Source organism: Mesorhizobium sp. M1348, assembly GCF_040317925.1.
Taxonomy (GTDB): domain Bacteria; phylum Pseudomonadota; class Alphaproteobacteria; order Rhizobiales; family Rhizobiaceae; genus Mesorhizobium.
Window position 1 is genome coordinate 47,210 of the sequence record NZ_JAMYLH010000021.1, and the last position, 17,198, is coordinate 64,407.

Annotated in this window: 16 protein-coding genes and 1 tRNA gene; 9 read left to right on the forward strand and 8 right to left on the reverse strand. The window is 62.7% G+C overall.

What is annotated here, in order from left to right:
* Positions 1–43 precede the first annotated feature (43 nt).
* Positions 44–1,261 (forward strand): tyrosine-type recombinase/integrase, encoded by a 1,218-nt coding sequence (locus NKH13_RS26265; protein ID WP_352915450.1) that lies wholly within the window; start codon positions 44–46, stop codon positions 1,259–1,261.
* 21 nt (positions 1,262–1,282) lie between these two features.
* Here NKH13_RS26265 and NKH13_RS26270 read toward each other — a convergent pair.
* A tRNA-Ile gene (locus NKH13_RS26270) sits at positions 1,283–1,358 on the reverse strand.
* 183 nt (positions 1,359–1,541) lie between these two features.
* On the opposite strand from NKH13_RS26270, the gene NKH13_RS26275 reads away from it, so the two are divergent.
* Positions 1,542–2,252, forward strand: coding sequence for an SIMPL domain-containing protein (locus NKH13_RS26275; RefSeq protein ID WP_023719319.1), 711 nt, complete (start codon positions 1,542–1,544; stop codon positions 2,250–2,252).
* A gap of 131 nt (positions 2,253–2,383) precedes the next feature.
* Here NKH13_RS26275 and NKH13_RS26280 read toward each other — a convergent pair whose 3' ends face one another.
* Both NKH13_RS26280 and NKH13_RS26285 read right to left on the reverse strand, forming a co-directional pair.
* Positions 2,384–2,743 (reverse strand): hypothetical protein, encoded by a 360-nt coding sequence (locus NKH13_RS26280; protein ID WP_023678277.1) that lies wholly within the window; start codon positions 2,741–2,743, stop codon positions 2,384–2,386.
* A gap of 226 nt (positions 2,744–2,969) precedes the next feature.
* A complete protein-coding gene (locus NKH13_RS26285) occupies positions 2,970–3,416 on the reverse strand; it encodes a YcgN family cysteine cluster protein (RefSeq protein ID WP_352915516.1) in 447 nt (148 codons plus the stop codon).
* Positions 3,417–3,651: 235 nt separating this feature from the next.
* On the opposite strand from NKH13_RS26285, the gene NKH13_RS26290 reads away from it, so the two are divergent.
* The gene (locus NKH13_RS26290) at positions 3,652–5,898 is read left to right on the forward strand and encodes an OmpA family protein (RefSeq protein ID WP_502914586.1); all 2,247 of its coding nucleotides are present in this window, start codon (positions 3,652–3,654) and stop codon (positions 5,896–5,898) included.
* Positions 5,899–6,137: 239 nt separating this feature from the next.
* Positions 6,138–6,653, forward strand: coding sequence for a TIGR00645 family protein (locus NKH13_RS26295; protein ID WP_352915456.1), 516 nt, complete (start codon positions 6,138–6,140; stop codon positions 6,651–6,653).
* A gap of 83 nt (positions 6,654–6,736) precedes the next feature.
* Here the strand turns inward: NKH13_RS26295 and NKH13_RS26300 are convergent, their stop codons facing one another.
* The 3 genes from NKH13_RS26300 to NKH13_RS26310 all read right to left on the reverse strand — a co-directional run bounded on the left by NKH13_RS26300 (position 6,737) and on the right by NKH13_RS26310 (position 9,230).
* Positions 6,737–7,603 (reverse strand): SDR family oxidoreductase, encoded by an 867-nt coding sequence (locus NKH13_RS26300; RefSeq protein WP_352915459.1) that lies wholly within the window; start codon positions 7,601–7,603, stop codon positions 6,737–6,739.
* A gap of 114 nt (positions 7,604–7,717) precedes the next feature.
* The gene (locus NKH13_RS26305) at positions 7,718–8,353 is read right to left on the reverse strand and encodes a helix-turn-helix transcriptional regulator (protein WP_352915462.1); all 636 of its coding nucleotides are present in this window, start codon (positions 8,351–8,353) and stop codon (positions 7,718–7,720) included.
* Between the two features lie 7 nt (positions 8,354–8,360).
* Positions 8,361–9,230, reverse strand: coding sequence for a S1C family serine protease (locus tag NKH13_RS26310; protein WP_352915465.1), 870 nt, complete (start codon positions 9,228–9,230; stop codon positions 8,361–8,363).
* A gap of 176 nt (positions 9,231–9,406) precedes the next feature.
* Here NKH13_RS26310 and NKH13_RS26315 point away from each other — a divergent pair, with 176 nt between their 5' ends.
* Complete coding sequence (locus NKH13_RS26315) at positions 9,407–10,357, forward strand: S1C family serine protease (RefSeq protein WP_352915468.1); 951 nt, start codon at positions 9,407–9,409, stop codon at positions 10,355–10,357.
* On the opposite strand, the gene NKH13_RS26320 is transcribed toward NKH13_RS26315, so the two are convergent.
* On the reverse strand, positions 10,354–10,779 hold the full coding sequence (locus NKH13_RS26320; protein WP_352915471.1) for a VOC family protein: 426 nt from the start codon (positions 10,777–10,779) through the stop codon (positions 10,354–10,356). The two genes, NKH13_RS26315 and NKH13_RS26320, sit on opposite strands and share 4 nt — an antisense overlap.
* A gap of 66 nt (positions 10,780–10,845) precedes the next feature.
* Here NKH13_RS26320 and NKH13_RS26325 point away from each other — a divergent pair, with 66 nt between their 5' ends.
* On the forward strand, positions 10,846–11,472 hold the full coding sequence (locus NKH13_RS26325; RefSeq protein ID WP_352720855.1) for a TetR/AcrR family transcriptional regulator: 627 nt from the start codon (positions 10,846–10,848) through the stop codon (positions 11,470–11,472).
* Here NKH13_RS26325 and NKH13_RS26330 read toward each other — a convergent pair.
* Positions 11,405–12,361 carry a LysR family transcriptional regulator gene (locus NKH13_RS26330; protein WP_352720857.1) on the reverse strand — a complete coding sequence of 319 codons (957 nt, stop codon included), beginning with the start codon at positions 12,359–12,361 and terminating at the stop codon, positions 11,405–11,407. The two genes, NKH13_RS26325 and NKH13_RS26330, sit on opposite strands and share 68 nt — an antisense overlap.
* Before the next feature lie 109 nt (positions 12,362–12,470).
* On the opposite strand from NKH13_RS26330, the gene NKH13_RS26335 reads away from it, so the two are divergent.
* The 3 genes from NKH13_RS26335 (at position 12,471) to NKH13_RS26345 (ending at position 17,198) form a co-directional block, all read left to right on the forward strand.
* Entirely contained in the window at positions 12,471–13,115 is a 645-nt protein-coding gene (locus NKH13_RS26335; RefSeq protein ID WP_352466683.1) for an FMN-dependent NADH-azoreductase, read from the forward strand.
* 76 nt (positions 13,116–13,191) lie between these two features.
* The gene (locus NKH13_RS26340) at positions 13,192–14,625 is read left to right on the forward strand and encodes a 3' terminal RNA ribose 2'-O-methyltransferase Hen1 (RefSeq protein ID WP_352915475.1); all 1,434 of its coding nucleotides are present in this window, start codon (positions 13,192–13,194) and stop codon (positions 14,623–14,625) included.
* A complete protein-coding gene (locus NKH13_RS26345; protein WP_352915478.1) occupies positions 14,622–17,198 on the forward strand; it encodes a polynucleotide kinase-phosphatase in 2,577 nt (858 codons plus the stop codon). Before NKH13_RS26340 ends, NKH13_RS26345 begins: the two co-directional genes overlap by 4 nt.

The window sequence follows — 17,198 nt, forward strand, 5'->3', positions numbered from 1 at the left end:
ACAATCCTTGGGATCGAAAACCACGAACATGACGGATGAGCCCGTGAAAATCGATCTTAAGGGCGTAGTGAAGGACACTGATCGCCACGGCAATGATCGGTACTATTTTCGCGCACCGGGTCGGAAGAAGGTCCGGCTCCGTGAACCGACCGGCAGCGACGAGTTCCTCGAGGAACTGCGGTGCGCGCGCGCCGAGGTCACTTATGTTCGGCCCGGCACTCTTCCCGAGATTTGCCGGCGCCTCACCAAGCCTTCCGAGCCAGCGAAGAAAGGCACGTTGCTGTGGCTTTGCCAGGAGTATTACCGTCGGGGCGGCACGGAAATCACCCAAGACACTATGGCGCGCCGACGAGCAATTCTGGAGCGCGTATGCGTATTACCTCATCCCCTCGAAGGTGACCCGGATCCTCAGTATCCCACCAAGGGATCTCTGCCATTCGCCGGTATGAAACGGTCTCATGTTAAGGAGATCAGGGACACCAGGCTCGACGCCCTTGGCGCGGCAAACAATATCGTAAAAGCCATCAGCGCGATGTTTGAGTGGGCAAAGGACACAGAGATTCCGGGCGTCGACTCCAATCCCGCCCGCGGCATCAGACGGCTAAAGAGCGGCGACGGCTGGCACCCATGGGACGTGTCGGAGATCGTTCAATATGAGAAGCGGCATCCGCTGGGTACCGCAGCCAGACGTGCGCTCTCGATCTTCATGTTTACTGGCCTGCGGTTGTCCGACGTCGCGATCTTCGGTCGACAGCACATCACGCTCGTCTACAACGAGGAGACCGAGCAGTGGGAGAAGTGGATCAGAATTAAGCCTGGGAAGACCAGTCGTAACAAGGATGCGGTGTTGGTGGAGCTCCCGCTTCTGCCCGAACTAGAGGCGGAACTTGAGCACACGCCCTCCGACCAGATGACCTTCCTGGTCAATGAGTATGGTCGCCCGTTCTCGGAGAACGGTCTGGGCAACAAGATGCGCCAGTGGTGTGATCAAGCTGAGCTGCCGCACTGCAGTGCTCATGGAATTCGCAAGGCCGGCGCGACGATCGCCGCTGAGAACGGCGCGACGCACGAGCAGCTGAAGGCGATATATGGGTGGACTACGTACCAGCAGCCCGACCACTACATCAAGAAAGCGCGTCGCCGGAAGGTAGCGAGAGCGGCGAAATACCTGCTGGTTATCGATCGAAAAGAGAACAAAATTGTCCCACTTTCTGAGGGGGTTGAAAGAGGTGGGACAAAAATGGCCAAAAAATCCAATTAAATCAACGGCCATAAAAGCCAATGGTGGGCCCGGAGGGACTCGAACCCCCAACCAAGCGGTTATGAGCCGCCGGCTCTAACCATTGAGCTACAGGCCCCACGGCGCTGGATTAGTGTTTTTCCCTGAACCGCACAAGGCTTTCCCTGGGCTTTCCGAGCAGACGTTCCAAGGGGCTGGCAGAGATCGCCCAAATCAGCCCATATTGATAACCTATTGCACGTCGCCCATTGGACGCCGCCCAACACTCGGCCGTCTTGGGATCGCAGATCGAGGAGATTTCATGACCAGACGTATTTTGCCCCTGGCAATTGCCGCCGCAATCGCATTTCCGGCGATCGCCGGCGCCGCCGATTCACCACCGCCGCCGCGTATCGTCGTCACCGGCGAAGGCGAGGCGGCGATAGCACCCGATCTGGCTCTGCTGACGCTCAGCGTCATGCGCGAAGCCAAGACGGCACGTGCAGCGCTCGATGCCAATAACGACGCCATGGCCGCGGTGATCGCGGCGATGAAATCGTCCGGCATCAAGGAGCGCGATCTGCAGACCGCGGGCATCCAGATCAATCCGCGCTATAACTACACCAACAAGCCCGACGGCAGCCAGGAGGCCGAGCTTGTCGCCTACCAGGTGACCAACACGCTGTCGGTGCGCATCCGCGACATCGACAAGACCGGCGACATTCTCGACAAGGCGGTGTCGCTCGGCGTCAACCAGGGCGGCGGCATCTCCTTCTCCAACGACGATCCGGCGGCAGCCGTCACCGAGGCGCGCAAGAAGGCCGTCGCCAATGCCATGGCCAAGGCCAAGACGCTGGCCGAAGCGGCCGGCGTCGGCATCGGCCGGGTCCTGGAGATCACCGACCAGAATTTCGCACCACCGCCGATGCCGATCAACGCCAAGGCATTCGATGCCGCCGGTGCGTCGGTCCCGGTGCAAGCCGGCGAAAATTCCTATACCGCACAGGTGACGGTGACTTTCGAATTGAAATGATCATCGCTTGCAGCATGAAAAACCCCGGAGGATCGATCCTCCGGGGTTTTTTTGAGCCGCGCTTTCCGTCCTGGCGGAAGGGCTCCGCTACTCTACCGGCTGCAAGTCAGCCGGCCGCAGGCCCGAAGACCTTAGCGATAGATGATCGGACAGCCGCGCTCATTGGCGAATACGATCACGACGCGGTCGCCATACTGGCGGCCGGCGACCTTGACCGTGCGGCGGTTGATGTCGATGATGCGGGCGCGGTGCAGGCCCATGCGTTCGGCCTTGTCGATGGCACGCTCCGGCGAACAGGACCGGCGCCAGCCGCCATGACGGCGGTGTTCGCGATAGTAACCATCATCTTCGTCGCCGGTATAGACGCCGACGCGCGGATCCTGGTTATTGCCGAAACCGAGATAGATGCTGTCAGCATGAGCGGGGATGGCAGCAAGTGTGCCAAGGCCGACAAGAGCCGAAAGAGCAGCCGTCTTAATGGTATTGAACATTGTGTTCTCTCCTTGTTGAGGGTTTCAACCCGTTTTCGTCGAACCGATGCGAGGAGAATGCACCCGTCTATCTGAATTTTTTGCGAACCGGCCGTTCATCTCCAGTTCATGAGGCAAGAATGGGCCAGCTGTTTAGTCTCTCCGTTTCTGGAACCGGTTCTATGCAGGGCAGATGGGGAACGCACCGTTTTGCCATGGTTCCCGGTCTTCGTTACCGGAGGAAATCCTAAGGCTCGTCTGCGAGAATATGGTCGAAATAGTCGTCCGGCTCGGCAAGGTCGGTCTCGCTGGCGCTGACCCGGCCGCGCATCGAGATGCCGGCCTCGTGCACGGTCTCGTCGCTTCCAGACACCAGCCTGTGCCACCAATAGAGATCGCGGCCCTCGGCGACCAGCCGGTAAGCGCAGGTCTTGGGCAGCCAGCTGATGGTGCGCACATTCTGCGGCGTCAGCCCGACGCAATCCGGAACACGCGCCAGCCGGTTGGCATAGTCGGAGCAGCGGCAGCTTCCAGCGTCGAACAGCCGGCAGCCGACGCTGGTCCAGTAGATCTCTCCGGTGTCCTCGTCTTCGAGTTTGGACAGGCAGCATTTACCGCAACCGTCGCAGAGTGATTCCCACTCGGCCGGGGTCATCGCCTCGAGGGTCTTGGTCTTCCAGAACGGCTTTTCCATCGTCGGCATGTGGCCCTCGGACGCTTCAAGGTCAAGCACGGCAACCGTGCACCCTCGTCCGAACGATACGCCGGGACCATACGCCGGAACATACGCCAGGACCATACGAATGACATGAAGTCGCCTTCAAAACGCCGGTCAATCGCCCTGTGCCACAGCTAGAACCTACAAACAGGAACCAAACATGGTTGCTGAAAGTTTGGGCAGGGATGGGACGCCACAAGGAGTGTTTATGATGAAACGCCAACCACGGATTCTGGCAGGCACGGCGCTTGGCCTGTTGATGGCGTCCGCGCCGTTAGGCGCGTTCCCGCTGCAAGGCAATGCCGCATTCAGCCCCGTGCAACGTACCGCAGCGCCGCTCATCCCAGTGCAATCGAGTTGCGCCGAGGGCGAGTCGGCGGAGGCCTGCGCGCAAAGCCAGCAGGCAGAGCAGCCCAGAAAGAAGAAGCGCGACCAGCAGCAGCAAACGGAATCCGCTCCGGCCGAGCAGGCGGCTCCGGCCGAGTCCGAGCAACCCCGCAAGAAGCGGCGCAATCAGCAGCAGCAAACAGAATCCGCTCCGGCCGAGCAGATCGCTCCAGCCGAGTCCGAGCAACCCCGCAAGAAGCGGCGCAATCAGCAGCAGCAAACGGAATCTGCTCCGGCCGAGCAGATCGCTCCAGCCGAGTCCGAGCAACCCCGCAAGAAGCGGCGCAATCAGCAGCAGCAAACGGAATCTGCTCCCACCGAGCAGATCGCTCCGGCCGAGACCGAGCAGCCCCGCAAGAAGCGGCGCAACCAACAGCAGCAAACGGAATCTGCTCCCACCGAGCAGATCGCTCCGGCCGAGACCGAACAGCCCCGCAAGAAGCGGCGCAATCAGCAGCAGATCGAAGCGGCCCCATCGGAACAACCGGCCGAGCAGGCAGCGCCGGCAAACGACAACCAGCCCAACGTCAATCCGCGCAAGAAGAAGCAAAAACAGAACCAGCAGATCGAGGCTGCCCCGGCAGAACAGGCTCCGACTGTCGAGCCCGGACAAAAGCCGGGCAAGCGCAAGAAGCCTGCTGAATTGACCGGACCCGCCACGGAGCCGGAAGGCCAGCCGGCGCCGACCAATAAGGAAGCGACCCCACAGGCCCAACCGGCTCCGACGGAGCAGCAGGCCGCTCCCGTCCAGGACGAACAGCCCCAGGACAAGATCAAGAAACGTGGCAAGAGGCCTGTCGGCGAACAGCCGGTGACAGGAGAGCAACAGCCCTCGACCGGCGAACAGCCTTCGACTGGCCAGGCCGCGCCGGTCCAGGGTGAAAATCCGGTCCAGGGTGAAGCCCGGGCCAATCCGAACGAGGCACCTGTTCTGGACAGCCAGAAGGATGTCTTGCGCAAGCGCAAGGGTGGCAAGGAGCGCGGCCAAAATGCCGGCAAGCAGCAGGGCAACCAGCCCGCCCAGCAGGGCGAGAACCAGGCGGAAGTCTCGAAACCGGCTCCGGTCGAGGAGGGACCGCCACCCACCGACGACCGGGCGGCCCAGAAGGAGATCAAGCCTGAAAAGATCGCTCCGGTGACCGAGGAAAAAGGCAAGCGTGTCGAGCGTGCGCCGGACATCGAGGATGTTCGCCGCCGTCCGCGCCCCCAGGGCGCCAACGTCGTCAGGGAATTCGGCGACCGCGTCATCCTCCAGTTCAACAACCAGACGTTCGTGGAAAGCAGCGATGCCCCGCGCATGCATCGTGGCGCCAGGAATGTGTATTATGAGGACCTGTCGGGCGATCGCACCCGGGAGATCGTCGAGCGCGACAACGGTGTCCGGATCGTCACTATCCGCAACCGCTACGGCGACGTCATCCAGCGTTCACGCATCGCGCCTGACGGGCGCGAATATGTGCTGAGCTATGTCGACGAGCGGAACTATGACTATGATGCAGACTGGCGCGACCCGGGCGACGACCTGCCGCCGATGCGCCTTACCATCCCGCAAGAGGAATACATTCTGGATTCCGAAGAAGTCGAGGATCCGGACGACTACTATACCTTCCTCGAACGGCCGCCGGTCGAGAGGGTCCAGCGCCTCTATTCGATCGACGAGGTCAAGCGCTCGGCCCGCGTGCGCGACATCGCCCGCCGCATCGACCTCGACACGCTCAACTTCGAATTCGGTTCGGCCTCGATTTCCGACACCGAGGTCCAGAAGCTGGAGGGTGTTGCCAACGCCATGGACAAGCTGCTGAAGAAAAACCCGGCCGAGAGCTTCCTGATCGAGGGCCATACCGACGCTGTCGGCACACCGGAAGCGAACCTTGCTCTGTCCGACCGCCGCGCCGAGGCGGTCGCCGAAGCCTTGACCAACGCCTTTGGCATCCCGCCGGAGAACCTGACGACCCAGGGCTATGGAGAGGAGTATCTCAAGGTCAACACGTCGGGACCCAACCGCGAGAACCGCCGCGTCGCCATCCGCCGGATTACCCCCCTGGTGGCGCCGGTGGCCAGCGCCCAATAAATCGGAATGTGAACCGCGCGATTTGATCAACCATTGAATCGCGCGGTCATCAATCTTGAAACGCGTGGTTACCAATCCCAGATTCTGGACAGGGCGTTCCCTGCCCTGTCCCGACTCCAGCGGGACACACGAGCCCCGCCGGTTCCCCTCCCCGGCGGGGTTTCGTTTTTTTGGAACCTTGCAAACAGCCGCAGCCTGCCCGAAATACGGCACTCCGACAACGGAGCCCGAACCGCCGCATGAAGCGCCTCGAACTCGCCATCGAATCGATCATTCTCGCCTCGCGCTGGCTGCTGGTCGCCTTCTATCTCGGACTGGGTGCGGCACTTGCCATCTATGCCGTGTCCTTCGGCAAGAAGCTGTTCGAGTTCGTTCCCGTCGCCTTCACGCTCGATGATACCGACACAATCCTGAAAATGCTCGGCCTCATCGATGCCGCGCTGGTCGCCTCACTGGTGGTGATGGTGATCATCTCGGGCTACGAAAACTTCGTCAGCCGCTTCGATGAAAATGACGGCAAGGTGCATTGGCTGGGCACGATCGATGTCGGCTCGCTGAAGGTCAAGGTCGCCTCGACAATCGTAGCGATCTCCTCGATCCACCTCTTGCAGGTGTTCCTGAACTCGGTCTCCTACACGACCGACCAGCTGATGTGGCTGACCATCATTCATCTGGCCTTCGTTCTCTCGGCACTGATGCTTGCCTATATCGACCGGCTGATGGGTCTTGGCAAAGCCAAGAAAGCCGAGGAGTGAGCACGCGTCTGTGCCGGTCTTTTAAGAGATGCTTCTGTAGCTAGATACTTTTAAGAGATGCTTCTGTAGCTAGATACTTTTCGTCAGTAGATACCTTTGATTTTGGTATCCGTCCGGCCGAACACCTCGTCCGGCACAAAAAAGTCGCCGGCGAGCGGGCCTGTCGCACCCGGCGCATAGGCCGAGAAATCGCTGACGCCCTCAGCGCGCAGCACTTCTTCGTCAATGTAGAAATTGCCGGTCGTCTCACGCGACGGCCTGACCAGGATGGCGTATGCCGCATCGGCTATGATGTCGGGCGAACGGCTCATCGCCGCCACCGTCGCTCCGCCCAGGAGGTTGCGCACCGCCGCCGTGTCGATGGTCGAGATCGGCCATAGCGAATTGACCGCGATGCCGTCCCTGGCGAACTCGGCGCTCATGCCCAGCGTGCACATCGACATGCCGAACTTCGCCATCGTGTAGGCGACATGGTTCTTGAACCACTTGGCCTTCATGTCGAGCGGCGGCGCCAGATTCAAGATGTGAGGATTTTCCGCTAACCTCAAGTGCGGAATGCACATTTTGGAGACGAGAAAAGTGCCGCGCGTGTTGATCTGGTGCATCAGATCGTAGCGCTTCATGTCAGTCTCCAGCGTGCCGGTGAGTTGGATGGCGCTGGCGTTGTTGATGCAGACATCGATGCCGCCGAACCTCTCCACGGTCTTGGCGACGGCTTCGGCGACCTGCGCTTCATCGCGGATGTCGCACAGTGCTGGCAGCGCCTTGCCACCGGCTTGCTCGATCTCGTGGGCCGCTGTGTAGATCGTCCCCGGCAGCTTCGGATGCGGCTCGGCGGTCTTGGCCGCGATCGTCACATTGGCGCCGTCGCGCGCGGCGCGCAGCGCAATCGCCAGCCCGATGCCGCGCGACCCGCCGGAGATAAACAGCGTCTTTCCCTTGAGCGACATCCTCGCGCCTCCCTGCAACATGAAAGACACGATCCTTGCGCGGCTGAGAACCGCCGCGCAAGGCCCAACACACCGGATGCGGGTTACGCTGCGTCGGCCTTGAGACAATCTGAGCTAGACCAGCACCAGCCCCTGCCGCATAGCGATGGCAATGGCATCGGTGCGGTTGGCGGCACCGAGCTTCGTCAGGATCGCTGCGACATGGAATTTCGCCGTATGCACGGAGATGTTCAGCCGCCGCGCGATGACCTTGTTGGGCGCGCCTTCGGCGAGCAGTGCCAGCACCTCGCTTTCGCGCGGCGAAAGCGTCGGCCGGACGATCTGCTCGTCGGTCAGTTCCTCCTCGAACCGGTCGCTGCCATGGAATGTCAAATCGTGATGCCGATCGGATAGAGCATGGCTGTCATGCGAAATCCGGTAGCCTGCTGCCGCCAGCCGCGCGGCGGCGGCGATCAGCAACTCGTCCGCTTTCACCGGCAGCACGGCAAACACTGTATCGGCCGGCCGTTCACGGGCCGCTCGCGACGATAGCAGCACGCGAGGCATCGCCGCGTCGAAGAGACCGCCTTGTAGCCCATGATCATCGACGATGGCGACATCCGCCGCCCCACGCCCGTCGACTTCGCCCGCCAGAACCGGCCGCAGATCATCGGTCGCAGCGAGAGCCGCGGACAGACTTCGCGCGCGCTCGACGTCACCGAGCGCGATCAGCACCGTCAGCCGTCTGCCAGCGACCTCACCGCTTACCATCTATCCCTCAGCTCAGTGGCTTTTCACCGATAGTCAGGGAGACCTCACGGTTCTCGCCGCCGCGCACCACGCCGAGTGTCACCAAGGCACCGGCGCTGTCCGGCCCGAGCTTGCGGATCAGCTCGCGCGGGCCATGCACCGTCTCTGCGTTCCACGACACGATGATGTCGCCGAGACTGAGACCGGCTGCTTTCGCCGGCCCGTTATCGTCGAGGCTCATCACCATGGCGCCCTGTGTATCACCATTGCGGACCGGATGCAGGCCGGCGCCAAGATAGCCGCGCGCCACATGACCCTTCTCGCACAGCGTCGTGACTGCTCGTTCGATCGTTTCGTAAGGCATCACCAGCGCCCGCCGGCGTGGCCCGAACAGCAGCATGCCGATCAGTCCACCCTTAGCGTCGAGCACAGGGCCACCCTCGAAACGGCCGCCGGCATTGACGGCAAGGTTGATGCGCCGGTCGATCGTGCCGCCGCGCATTGAACGCCAAGCCGGACCGACCTCGCCGACCGTGCCGAAGGTAGCGAGCGAGGTGCCGTCGCTATTGCCCGCCACGACCGCCAGGTTACCCGGCCGCACCGCATCCGCCTTTACCAGTGACGGCACGCTCGGCGCGCCGGTCGGCTTCAAAACGGCCGTTCCGGTGGACGGGTCGCGGCCGACCAGTTCGGCCTTGACGGCTTCGCCCGAAGAAAACGTCAGCTCGATCTCCTCGCCGGCCTCGACCGCCTCCTCGGCAGTGACGAAATAGCCGTCCCGCCAGTGGAAAGCAGTTGACGTCCGGTGGTGCGTCGCGAAGCTGGCCGTCGCTGGTGCCGCGGCTGCCGCGATGTCGGCAATGGCGTCGGAAAACGTGCTCAGATTGAAATCGCTCATGATCTGTCTCCTGGGTTCTTCGTGACCCAGATATCGCCCCGCAGAGCGTTGGCGGATACTCGCCTGACGGCTAGTTGGGCATTTGACTGGCCATCTGGTCAGGTCGCGGCCGGTCCGGCCGCTCCGCACATATAGGGATTGTTCATCTTGTTCCAAAAAAGCTACGGAGCCCTCAGATGGCCCTGCCCGCCCAGCAATTGCACTATGACGATGGCCTTCTCGATGCCTATTCGGCGACGGTCGCCGATGCCGTCGACCGTATCGGGCCCGCCGTCTGCCGCATCGAGCGCGTCGGTGGCCCGGGCGGCCATGGCTCAGGCTTCGTCATCGCGCCGGACGGGCTGGTCGTCACCAACTTCCACGTCGTCGGCGATGCGCGCAGCGTGCGCGTATCAATGCCGGACGGCGCCTCCAGGGAAGGCCGCGTGCTCGGCCGCGATCCCGACACCGACATTGCGCTGGTGCGCGCCGACGGCAACTTTGCCGACGTTGCGCCGCTTGGCGATTCCAAGCGTTTGAGGCGTGGCCAGATTGCAATTGCCATCGGCAATCCGCTCGGCTTCGAATGGACCGTCACCACTGGCGTCGTCTCGGCACTCGGCCGCTCGATGCGTGCCTCCACCGGCCGGCTGATCGACGACGTCATCCAGACCGACGCCGCGCTCAACCCCGGCAATTCCGGCGGACCGCTGGTGTCCTCGGCCGGCGAGGTGATCGGCGTTAACACCGCGATGATCCATGGTGCACAAGGCATTGCCTTCGCGGTTGCCTCCAACACGGCCAATTTCGTCATCTCGGAAATCATCCGCTTCGGCCGCGTGCGCCGTGCCTTCATCGGCGTTTCCGCCGACACCACCAACCTGCCGCGCCGCGCAGCCCTTTTGTCGCAAGTATCGAGCAGCACGGCGGTGCGCCTGCGCAGTGTCGAGAAGAACAGCCCGGCGGACAAGGCCGGCCTCAAGGAAGGCGACATTATTGCCGCTATCGACGGCCGCCCGGTCACCGGCGTCGACGATCTGGTGCGCATGCTCGACGCCGAGCGCATCGGCCACGAGACACTGTGCACGGTGGTGCGCCGCTCCGGCATCACTCAGGTCACGGTGATGCCGTTGGCGCGGGCGAGTTAGCGCGCCGCAGCACCCTGCGCATATAGCGCCAGGAATTCTGGGCTCGGCGGGATCGGCCTGATCACGTCGATCAGCACGCCGTTGGGATCCCTGGTGATGAAATGGCGCTGGCCGAAGGGTTCGTCGCACAGCGTTCGCAGGATCGGAAGGCCAGCGGCGGTGATCCGCTCATAGACGGCATCCGGATCCCTGACCTCGAAATTGATCAGCAGACCGGACGTGCGGCCCCGCGCTTCCTCCGGGATCGTCTCATGATCGCCCTGGACGATGCCGAGGTTGACGCGGCGATCTTCGGCTGAGCGCAGATGCACGTACCAGTCGGCCTCAAACAGCCGCTTGAAGCCGAAATGCGCAACATAAAAGGCCGCCGTGCCGGCAACGTCGCTCGTCATCAGCACCGGATAATAGCTCGTCGTCCTCATCTTTCCTTCTCCCGGCGAATAACATACAGTCTGCATGTAAATCGCATTAACATACAGGCTGCATGTATGCAACCGGGGTCCGCTCGTCGCTCCAACCGTGATCGCACCGAGGCGACACGCGCCGAGCTCATCGCCGCGGCGCGCAAACTGTTCACCGAAAAGTCCTATGCCGAAACCGGCACACCCGAGATCGTCGCCGCTGCCGGCGTCACACGCGGCGCGCTCTATCATCACTTTGCCGACAAGCAGGCGCTGTTTGCCGCTGTGGTCGAACAGGAGGCGCAAGCCGTCTCGGAAGAGATCGAACGCGCGTCACCGCCTTCGCTATTTGCCCGCGATGCGCTGATAGCCGGCTCGGATGCCTATCTGGCTGCCATGCGTGCGCCCGGCCGCACGCGGCTCTTGCTGCTTGATGGCCCGGCCGTGCTCGGCCGCGCCGCCATGGATGCGATCGACAATCGCCATGGCAACCGTTCGCTGCGCGAGGGCCTTGTCGCCGCAATGCGCTCGCACTCCATGACGAGACTGCCTGTGGAAACACTGACCGCTTTGCTCGCCGCCGCCTTCGACCGCGCAGCGCTCGCTATCGAAACTGGAGCATCGATCGAGGACTATCGCGCCGTTCTCATGGCGCTGATCGACGGCCTGTCTCCGGCTCCCCCTCAGGCACCTCACCCGGTTCGAACTCGTTGAAACAGCCTAGCTGGCGCTTGAACTGGTCGATCAGCCAAGCGGCCGCCGGTTTCGGGCTGCGATCGGCGCGGTGCATGGCATAAAGCGGCGAGCGGACTTCGCTGTAAGGCTCGAGATCGAGTTCGACGAGCCGGCCGTTCGCCAGATCATCGGCAATCAGCCATCGCGGCAGCCCACCCCAGCCCAGCCCCTCGCGCATCAGCACGTGCTTGGTGCGCACATCCGTCAGCCGCCAAGTGCGGTAGGCGAAGACGCCATAGTCGCGCCCGCGCGTACGCTCGGACTGGTCCGAGACGACCAGTTGGATGTGTTCGCGGACATCCTCCAGCGCAACTGGTCTTGGCAGCAGCGCCAGCGGGTGATCAGGCGCTGCGGCTGGCACCAGGGAGAAGAAACCGATGCGCAGCAGATTCACGTCCGCCTCGCCCAGAAGCCCTCCGATGCCGAGATCGGCCTGTCCGCCGACAACATGATCGAGGATAAGGCCAAGCGAGCCGATATGCAGACGCAGTGTCACTGCCGGGAACTGCGCCTCGAATGCCTTTAGCACCCGAACCAGCACCGGCGACGGTAGCGTCACGTCGACCGACAGCGCAACTTCCGCCTCCAATCCCTGCCGGTATCCGTCGACACGCGAGCGGATGCGTTGCAGCACGCCGACCATGCGCCGCGCATCTTCCAGCGTCGCCTTGCCGACATCGGTCAGTTGCGGCTCACGCGTGCCCTCACGCTCAAACAGCTTCAGCCCAAGCTGCGCTTCGAGGTTGGCAATGGCGTAGCTGATGACCGACTGCGCGCGGTTGAGCTTACGGCCGGCAGCCGAGAAGGAACCGGTGTCGGCCACCGCAACCAGGATCTGCAGTTGGTCAAGCGTCGGGTTGGGCTGCATCTTTCAATCCACAATTTAGATGGATCATATACAAAATATACCAGTTTTTCAAATAAGTCTGCGCACACATATTTGCCGGGAGATTTTAATCCAACCCTGGAGAGTCACCATGTCCATCCTTCTTGTCACATCCAGCCCACGCGGCGCCGCCTCGCACTCGACCCGCGTCGCCAACGAACTCGCCGACAAACTGCTTGCCGCCGATCCTTCGGCCAAGCTTGTCGCCCGCGACCTCGTCGCCAACCCGCTGCCGCATATCGACCCCGACTATTCGACCGGCATCTATACGCCGGCCGAAGCGCGCACCCAGCGCCAGGCTGAGGTCGTCGGCGTTTCTGATACTGTACTGGACGAGCTGTTTGCGGCCGACACCGTCATTCTCGCCACCGGCTTCATCAACTTCAACATCTCGTCGACGCTGAAATCCTGGGTCGACCACGTCGCCCGCTCCGGCAAAACCTTTGCTTATGGCGATGCTGGCCCCAAGGGCCTCGTCACCGGCAAGAAGGTCTATATCGTGCTGGCTTCGGGCGGAATCTATTCCGAAGGTGCGGCCGTGCAGTTCGATCACGCCATTCCCTACCTGCGCAGCGTGCTCGGCTTTCTCGGCATGACCGATGTCGAGGTCATCCGCATCGAAGGAGTCGGCATGGGCGCCGACGCGGTGGCAGCAGCGCTGGCCAAGGCCACGGCCAAGGTCAATGCCATTGTGGCTGCGACCGGAAATGCCGAGCGCGTCGCCACCGCGGCGTAACGCGTCAGCATCGTCTGAATTGTACAAGGGCAGGCGCCCGGCGCCTGCCCTTGTTTCTCGTTAGCGACAGCCTGTCGTGGGCCACACAACCGCCATTGGTTATTCCGCTTGTCTGCGCTATCGGTCGCTGATGTTCCTGTCTGTTGCCACAACGCACCGTCCGGCCACCGATCTCGGTTTCTTGCTGCACAAGCATCCGGATCGCCTGCACAAGACCGACCTGTCTTTCGGCAAGGCGTGGCTGTTCTATCCCGAGGCAACCGAAGACCGTTGCGAGGCTGCACTCCTGCTCGACGTTGACCCGGTGGGACTGGTGCGAGGCAAGGGCCAGGCAGATGGCTTGCTCGACCAATATGTGAACGACCGGCCTTACGCTGCATCATCCTTCCTGTCGGTGGCGCTGAACAAAATGCTGCGGCCGGCGATGACCGGTATATCGAAGGAGCGCCAGGAACTAGCCGACAGCGAACTGCCGCTGGAGGCCGTGGTTACTCCACTGCCGATGCGCGGCGGTGAGGCTCTGGTTCGAAGTTTGTTCGAACCCTTGGGCTGGACAGTCGATCTGACGCCAATCGAAGAAATCGGGACTGCAGCCGAGCCCCGATACGGCCATCTGAAGCTGACCGGCACGGGCCGGCTCAGCGCCTTGTTGAATCACCTCTATGTGCTGATCCCGGTGATGGACGATGCCAAGCATTATTGGATCGGCGAAGCAGAGATCGACAAGCTGCTGTCCAGGGGAGAGGGCTGGCTGGAAAACCATCCGGCCAAAGACCTGATCGTGCGCCGCTATCTTGGCAATCGCAGGGCTTTGGCCCGCATCGCCCTGGAGCGGCTGGCTCCCGAGACGGCTGGCGAGGCACAATCTGCCGAGCTGCGCGTTACGCCCGAGGAAGCGCTGGAGACGCCGATCCGGCTCAACGATCTGCGCATGGAAGCTGTGGTCCAGGCCATTCAGGCGACGGGGTCAACCTCGATTGCAGATTTGGGATGCGGCGAAGGCAAGCTGCTCGGTCGGCTCGTGCGCGAGCGATGGGTGCATAAGCTGTTCGGGCTCGATCCGGCGGTGCGCGAACTGGAATGGGCTGCAAAGCGTCTCAAGCTGAACGAATTAGGCGGGCCGCCCGAGGGCCGGGTCACGCTGCTGCATGGATCGCTGACCTACCGGGACAGCCGTTGGGCCGCAGCCGACGTCGCTGTTCTGGTCGAGGTTATCGAGCATCTCGACGAGGACAGGCTGCCCCTGGTCGAACGCATCGTTTTCGGTGAGACGGCGCCCAAATCCGTCATCGTGACCACTCCGAATGCGGACTACAACGCTCTGTTTCCAAGACTGGCCCCCGGCGCATTTCGCCATCCCGATCACCGTTTCGAATGGAGCCGGGCTCAGTTCCAAGCCTGGGCGGCCAAAATCGGCGAGATCTATGGCTATGCAGCCACCTTCAGCGGTATCGGAGCCGAGGACGCTACCCTCGGCGCCCCCACACAGATGGCGGTGTTCACCCGATGAGAGAACCCGACAAGACCAACCTCACCATTCCTGACTTCGCCCTCGTCGTGCTGATCGGCTCGACCGGATCGGGCAAGTCGACTTTTGCCGCCAAGCATTTTCTGCCGACCGAGATCATCTCCTCGGACCAGTGCCGGGCGCTGATCTCCGACGACGAAACGGACCAGGACGTCTCTGCGGATGCCTTCGATCTGGTTCGCGAAATAGCCGGCAAACGGCTTAAACACCGCAGGCTGGGCGTCATCGACGCCACCAATGTGCGAGCCGCCGACCGCAAGGCCTGGATTGAGCTGGCGCGCAAGTGGCACGCTTTGCCCGTCGCCGTGGTCCTCGATCCAGGCGTCGAGGTGTGCGTCGCACGCAATGCGGTGCGGGCCGACCGGCCGTTTGGCGCCGGGGTCGCCCAGCGCATGACAACCGAGATTCGCAAGGGTCTTGGCGGCCTGCAACGCGAGGGCTTCCGCCAAGTCTGGAAGCTTACCAGCGAGGCCAGCATCGACGCGGCCGAGGTGTCGCGACAGCCGTTGTGGACCGATAAGCGCGACGACCATGGCCCCTTCGATATCATTGGTGACATCCACGGCTGTTCGGATGAGCTTCATATCCTGCTCGCTCGATTGGGCTACAGCATCGCCTGGTCCGAGCATCAGGGCGACCGAACGGTCATCGTGGTCCCACCAGAGGGCCGCAAGATCGTCTTTGTCGGCGACCTCGTCGATCGCGGCCCCAACTCGCCCGACGTATTGCGCATTGCCATGAGCATGGTCACGGCTGGAACCGCATACTGTGTCCAGGGCAATCATGAACGCAAACTCAGCCGCTGGCTAGAAGGCCGCAAGGTCACGGTCGCCCACGGCCTCCAGCAGACTGTCGATCAGCTAAGTGCACAGGACCGAGGCCTGCGCGAGGCGCTGCCGGCCTTTCTCGACGGCCTGCGCAGCCATGTCTGGCTCGATGGCGGAGGTCTCGCCGTCGCCCATGCCGGCCTCAAGGAAGAGATGGTCGGACGCGGTTCCGGCGCCGTGCGCGAGTTCGCTCTGTACGGCGAGACCACATGCGAGACCGACGAGTTCGGGCTGCCCGTCCGCGCCGACTGGGCCGCGGCCTATCGTGGCAAGACGGCCATAATCTATGGACATACGCCCACGCTATCGGCTGAATGGGTCAACAACACCCTGTGCATCGACACCGGATGCGTATTCGGCGGCAAGCTGACGGCCTTGCGCTGGCCGGAACGCGAACTGGTCGAGGTGCCGGCAATCCAGACCTGGTCGGAGCCGATACGTCCGCTGGGCGGGTCCGGTTCCGGTAAATCGGCACAGGCCGACGCCGACGGCGTGCTCGATTATCAGGACGTCTCCGGTCGCCGTTGGATCGAGACCGGACTGAGGGGCCGGATTGTCGTGGCCGAGGAGAACGCGTCGGCAGCACTGGAGGTGATGAGCCGCTTCGCGCTCTCGCCGCAATGGCTGATCTATCTGCCGCCGACCATGTCGCCGTCCGAGACCAGCAGCCAGGACGGCTGGCTGGAACGTCCGGAGGATGCCTTCGCTTACTTCCGCGAGCGCGGCGTTGCGCAGGTCGCATGCGAGGAGAAGCATATGGGTTCGCGGGCAGTGATCGCGCTCTGCCGGAACGCGCAGGCGGCACGAAGCCGCTTCGGGGTCCCTGGCGACGAAACCGGCGCAATCTGGACCCGCACCGGACGCTCCTTTTTCAACGACAGTGCCATGACGGAGGGCCTGCTCGCCCGTCTTCGCACCGAGGTCGACGCGGCGGACCTGTGGAAGGAATTGAACAGCGACTGGCTGCTGCTGGACGCCGAGATAATGCCTTGGTCGGCCAAGGCCGGCAGTCTGATCGAAAGCCAATATGCGCCGGTGGCGATATCCTCTGCCGCCGGATTCAAGGTCAGCCGCGAGGCGCTGGCCCGTGCGATGGCGCGCGGCGTCGATGCAGCCGGCCTGAACGCACGCCTTGAAGACCGTACCGCCCGCGCAGCCAAATACGCCACCGCCTGGGCGCCCTACGTATGGCCAGTTTCGGGCGTCGAGGACCTTAAGGCCGCGCCTTTCCACCTGTTGGCCAGCGAGGGACGTGTTTGGTTTGACCAGGACCATGTCTGGCACATGTCGCTCGCGGACCGTCTGGCTGCCCGTGGCGGCGTGGTCACGCCGACTCGATGGCGTATGGTTGATCTGGCCGACGGCAGCGCGTGTGCGGAGGCCATCGCCTGGTGGGAAACGCTGACTGGCTCGGGCGGCGAAGGCATTGTGGTCAAACCACGCGACTTCGTCAGCCGTGGCAAGAAGGGGCTCATCCAGCCTGCGTTGAAGGTCCGCGGCCCGGAATATTTGCGCATCATCTATGGTCCCGAATATGACGCGCCCGACAATCTCGTCCGCCTTCGAGAACGCGGCCTGGCCGGCAAGCGCAGCCTGGCGCTCAGAGAGTTCGCGCTTGGTCACGAAGCGCTAACGCGATTTGTCGCCAAGCAGCCGCTACGTCGGGTTCACGAGTGTGTCTTCGCCGTGCTGGCGTTGGAAAGCGAGCCAATCGACCCAAGGCTGTAG

Bases quoted from the DNA above. Each gene is read 5' to 3' on its own strand.
- NKH13_RS26275 (WP_023719319.1), top strand. From the start codon at position 1,542: ATGACCAGACGTATTTTGCCCCTGGCAATTGCCGCCGCAATCGCATTT.
- NKH13_RS26280 (WP_023678277.1), bottom strand. From the start codon at position 2,743: ATGTTCAATACCATTAAGACGGCTGCTCTTTCGGCTCTTGTCGGCCTT.
- NKH13_RS26285 (WP_352915516.1), bottom strand. From the start codon at position 3,416: ATGGAAAAGCCGTTCTGGAAGACCAAGACCCTCGAGGCGATGACCCCG.
- NKH13_RS26290 (WP_502914586.1), top strand. From the start codon at position 3,652: ATGAAACGCCAACCACGGATTCTGGCAGGCACGGCGCTTGGCCTGTTG.
- NKH13_RS26295 (WP_352915456.1), top strand. From the start codon at position 6,138: ATGAAGCGCCTCGAACTCGCCATCGAATCGATCATTCTCGCCTCGCGC.
- NKH13_RS26300 (WP_352915459.1), bottom strand. From the start codon at position 7,603: ATGTCGCTCAAGGGAAAGACGCTGTTTATCTCCGGCGGGTCGCGCGGC.
- NKH13_RS26305 (WP_352915462.1), bottom strand. From the start codon at position 8,353: ATGGTAAGCGGTGAGGTCGCTGGCAGACGGCTGACGGTGCTGATCGCG.
- NKH13_RS26310 (WP_352915465.1), bottom strand. From the start codon at position 9,230: ATGAGCGATTTCAATCTGAGCACGTTTTCCGACGCCATTGCCGACATC.
- NKH13_RS26315 (WP_352915468.1), top strand. From the start codon at position 9,407: ATGGCCCTGCCCGCCCAGCAATTGCACTATGACGATGGCCTTCTCGAT.
- NKH13_RS26320 (WP_352915471.1), bottom strand. From the start codon at position 10,779: ATGAGGACGACGAGCTATTATCCGGTGCTGATGACGAGCGACGTTGCC.
- NKH13_RS26325 (WP_352720855.1), top strand. From the start codon at position 10,846: ATGCAACCGGGGTCCGCTCGTCGCTCCAACCGTGATCGCACCGAGGCG.
- NKH13_RS26330 (WP_352720857.1), bottom strand. From the start codon at position 12,361: ATGCAGCCCAACCCGACGCTTGACCAACTGCAGATCCTGGTTGCGGTG.
- NKH13_RS26335 (WP_352466683.1), top strand. From the start codon at position 12,471: ATGTCCATCCTTCTTGTCACATCCAGCCCACGCGGCGCCGCCTCGCAC.
- NKH13_RS26345 (WP_352915478.1), top strand. From the start codon at position 14,622: ATGAGAGAACCCGACAAGACCAACCTCACCATTCCTGACTTCGCCCTC.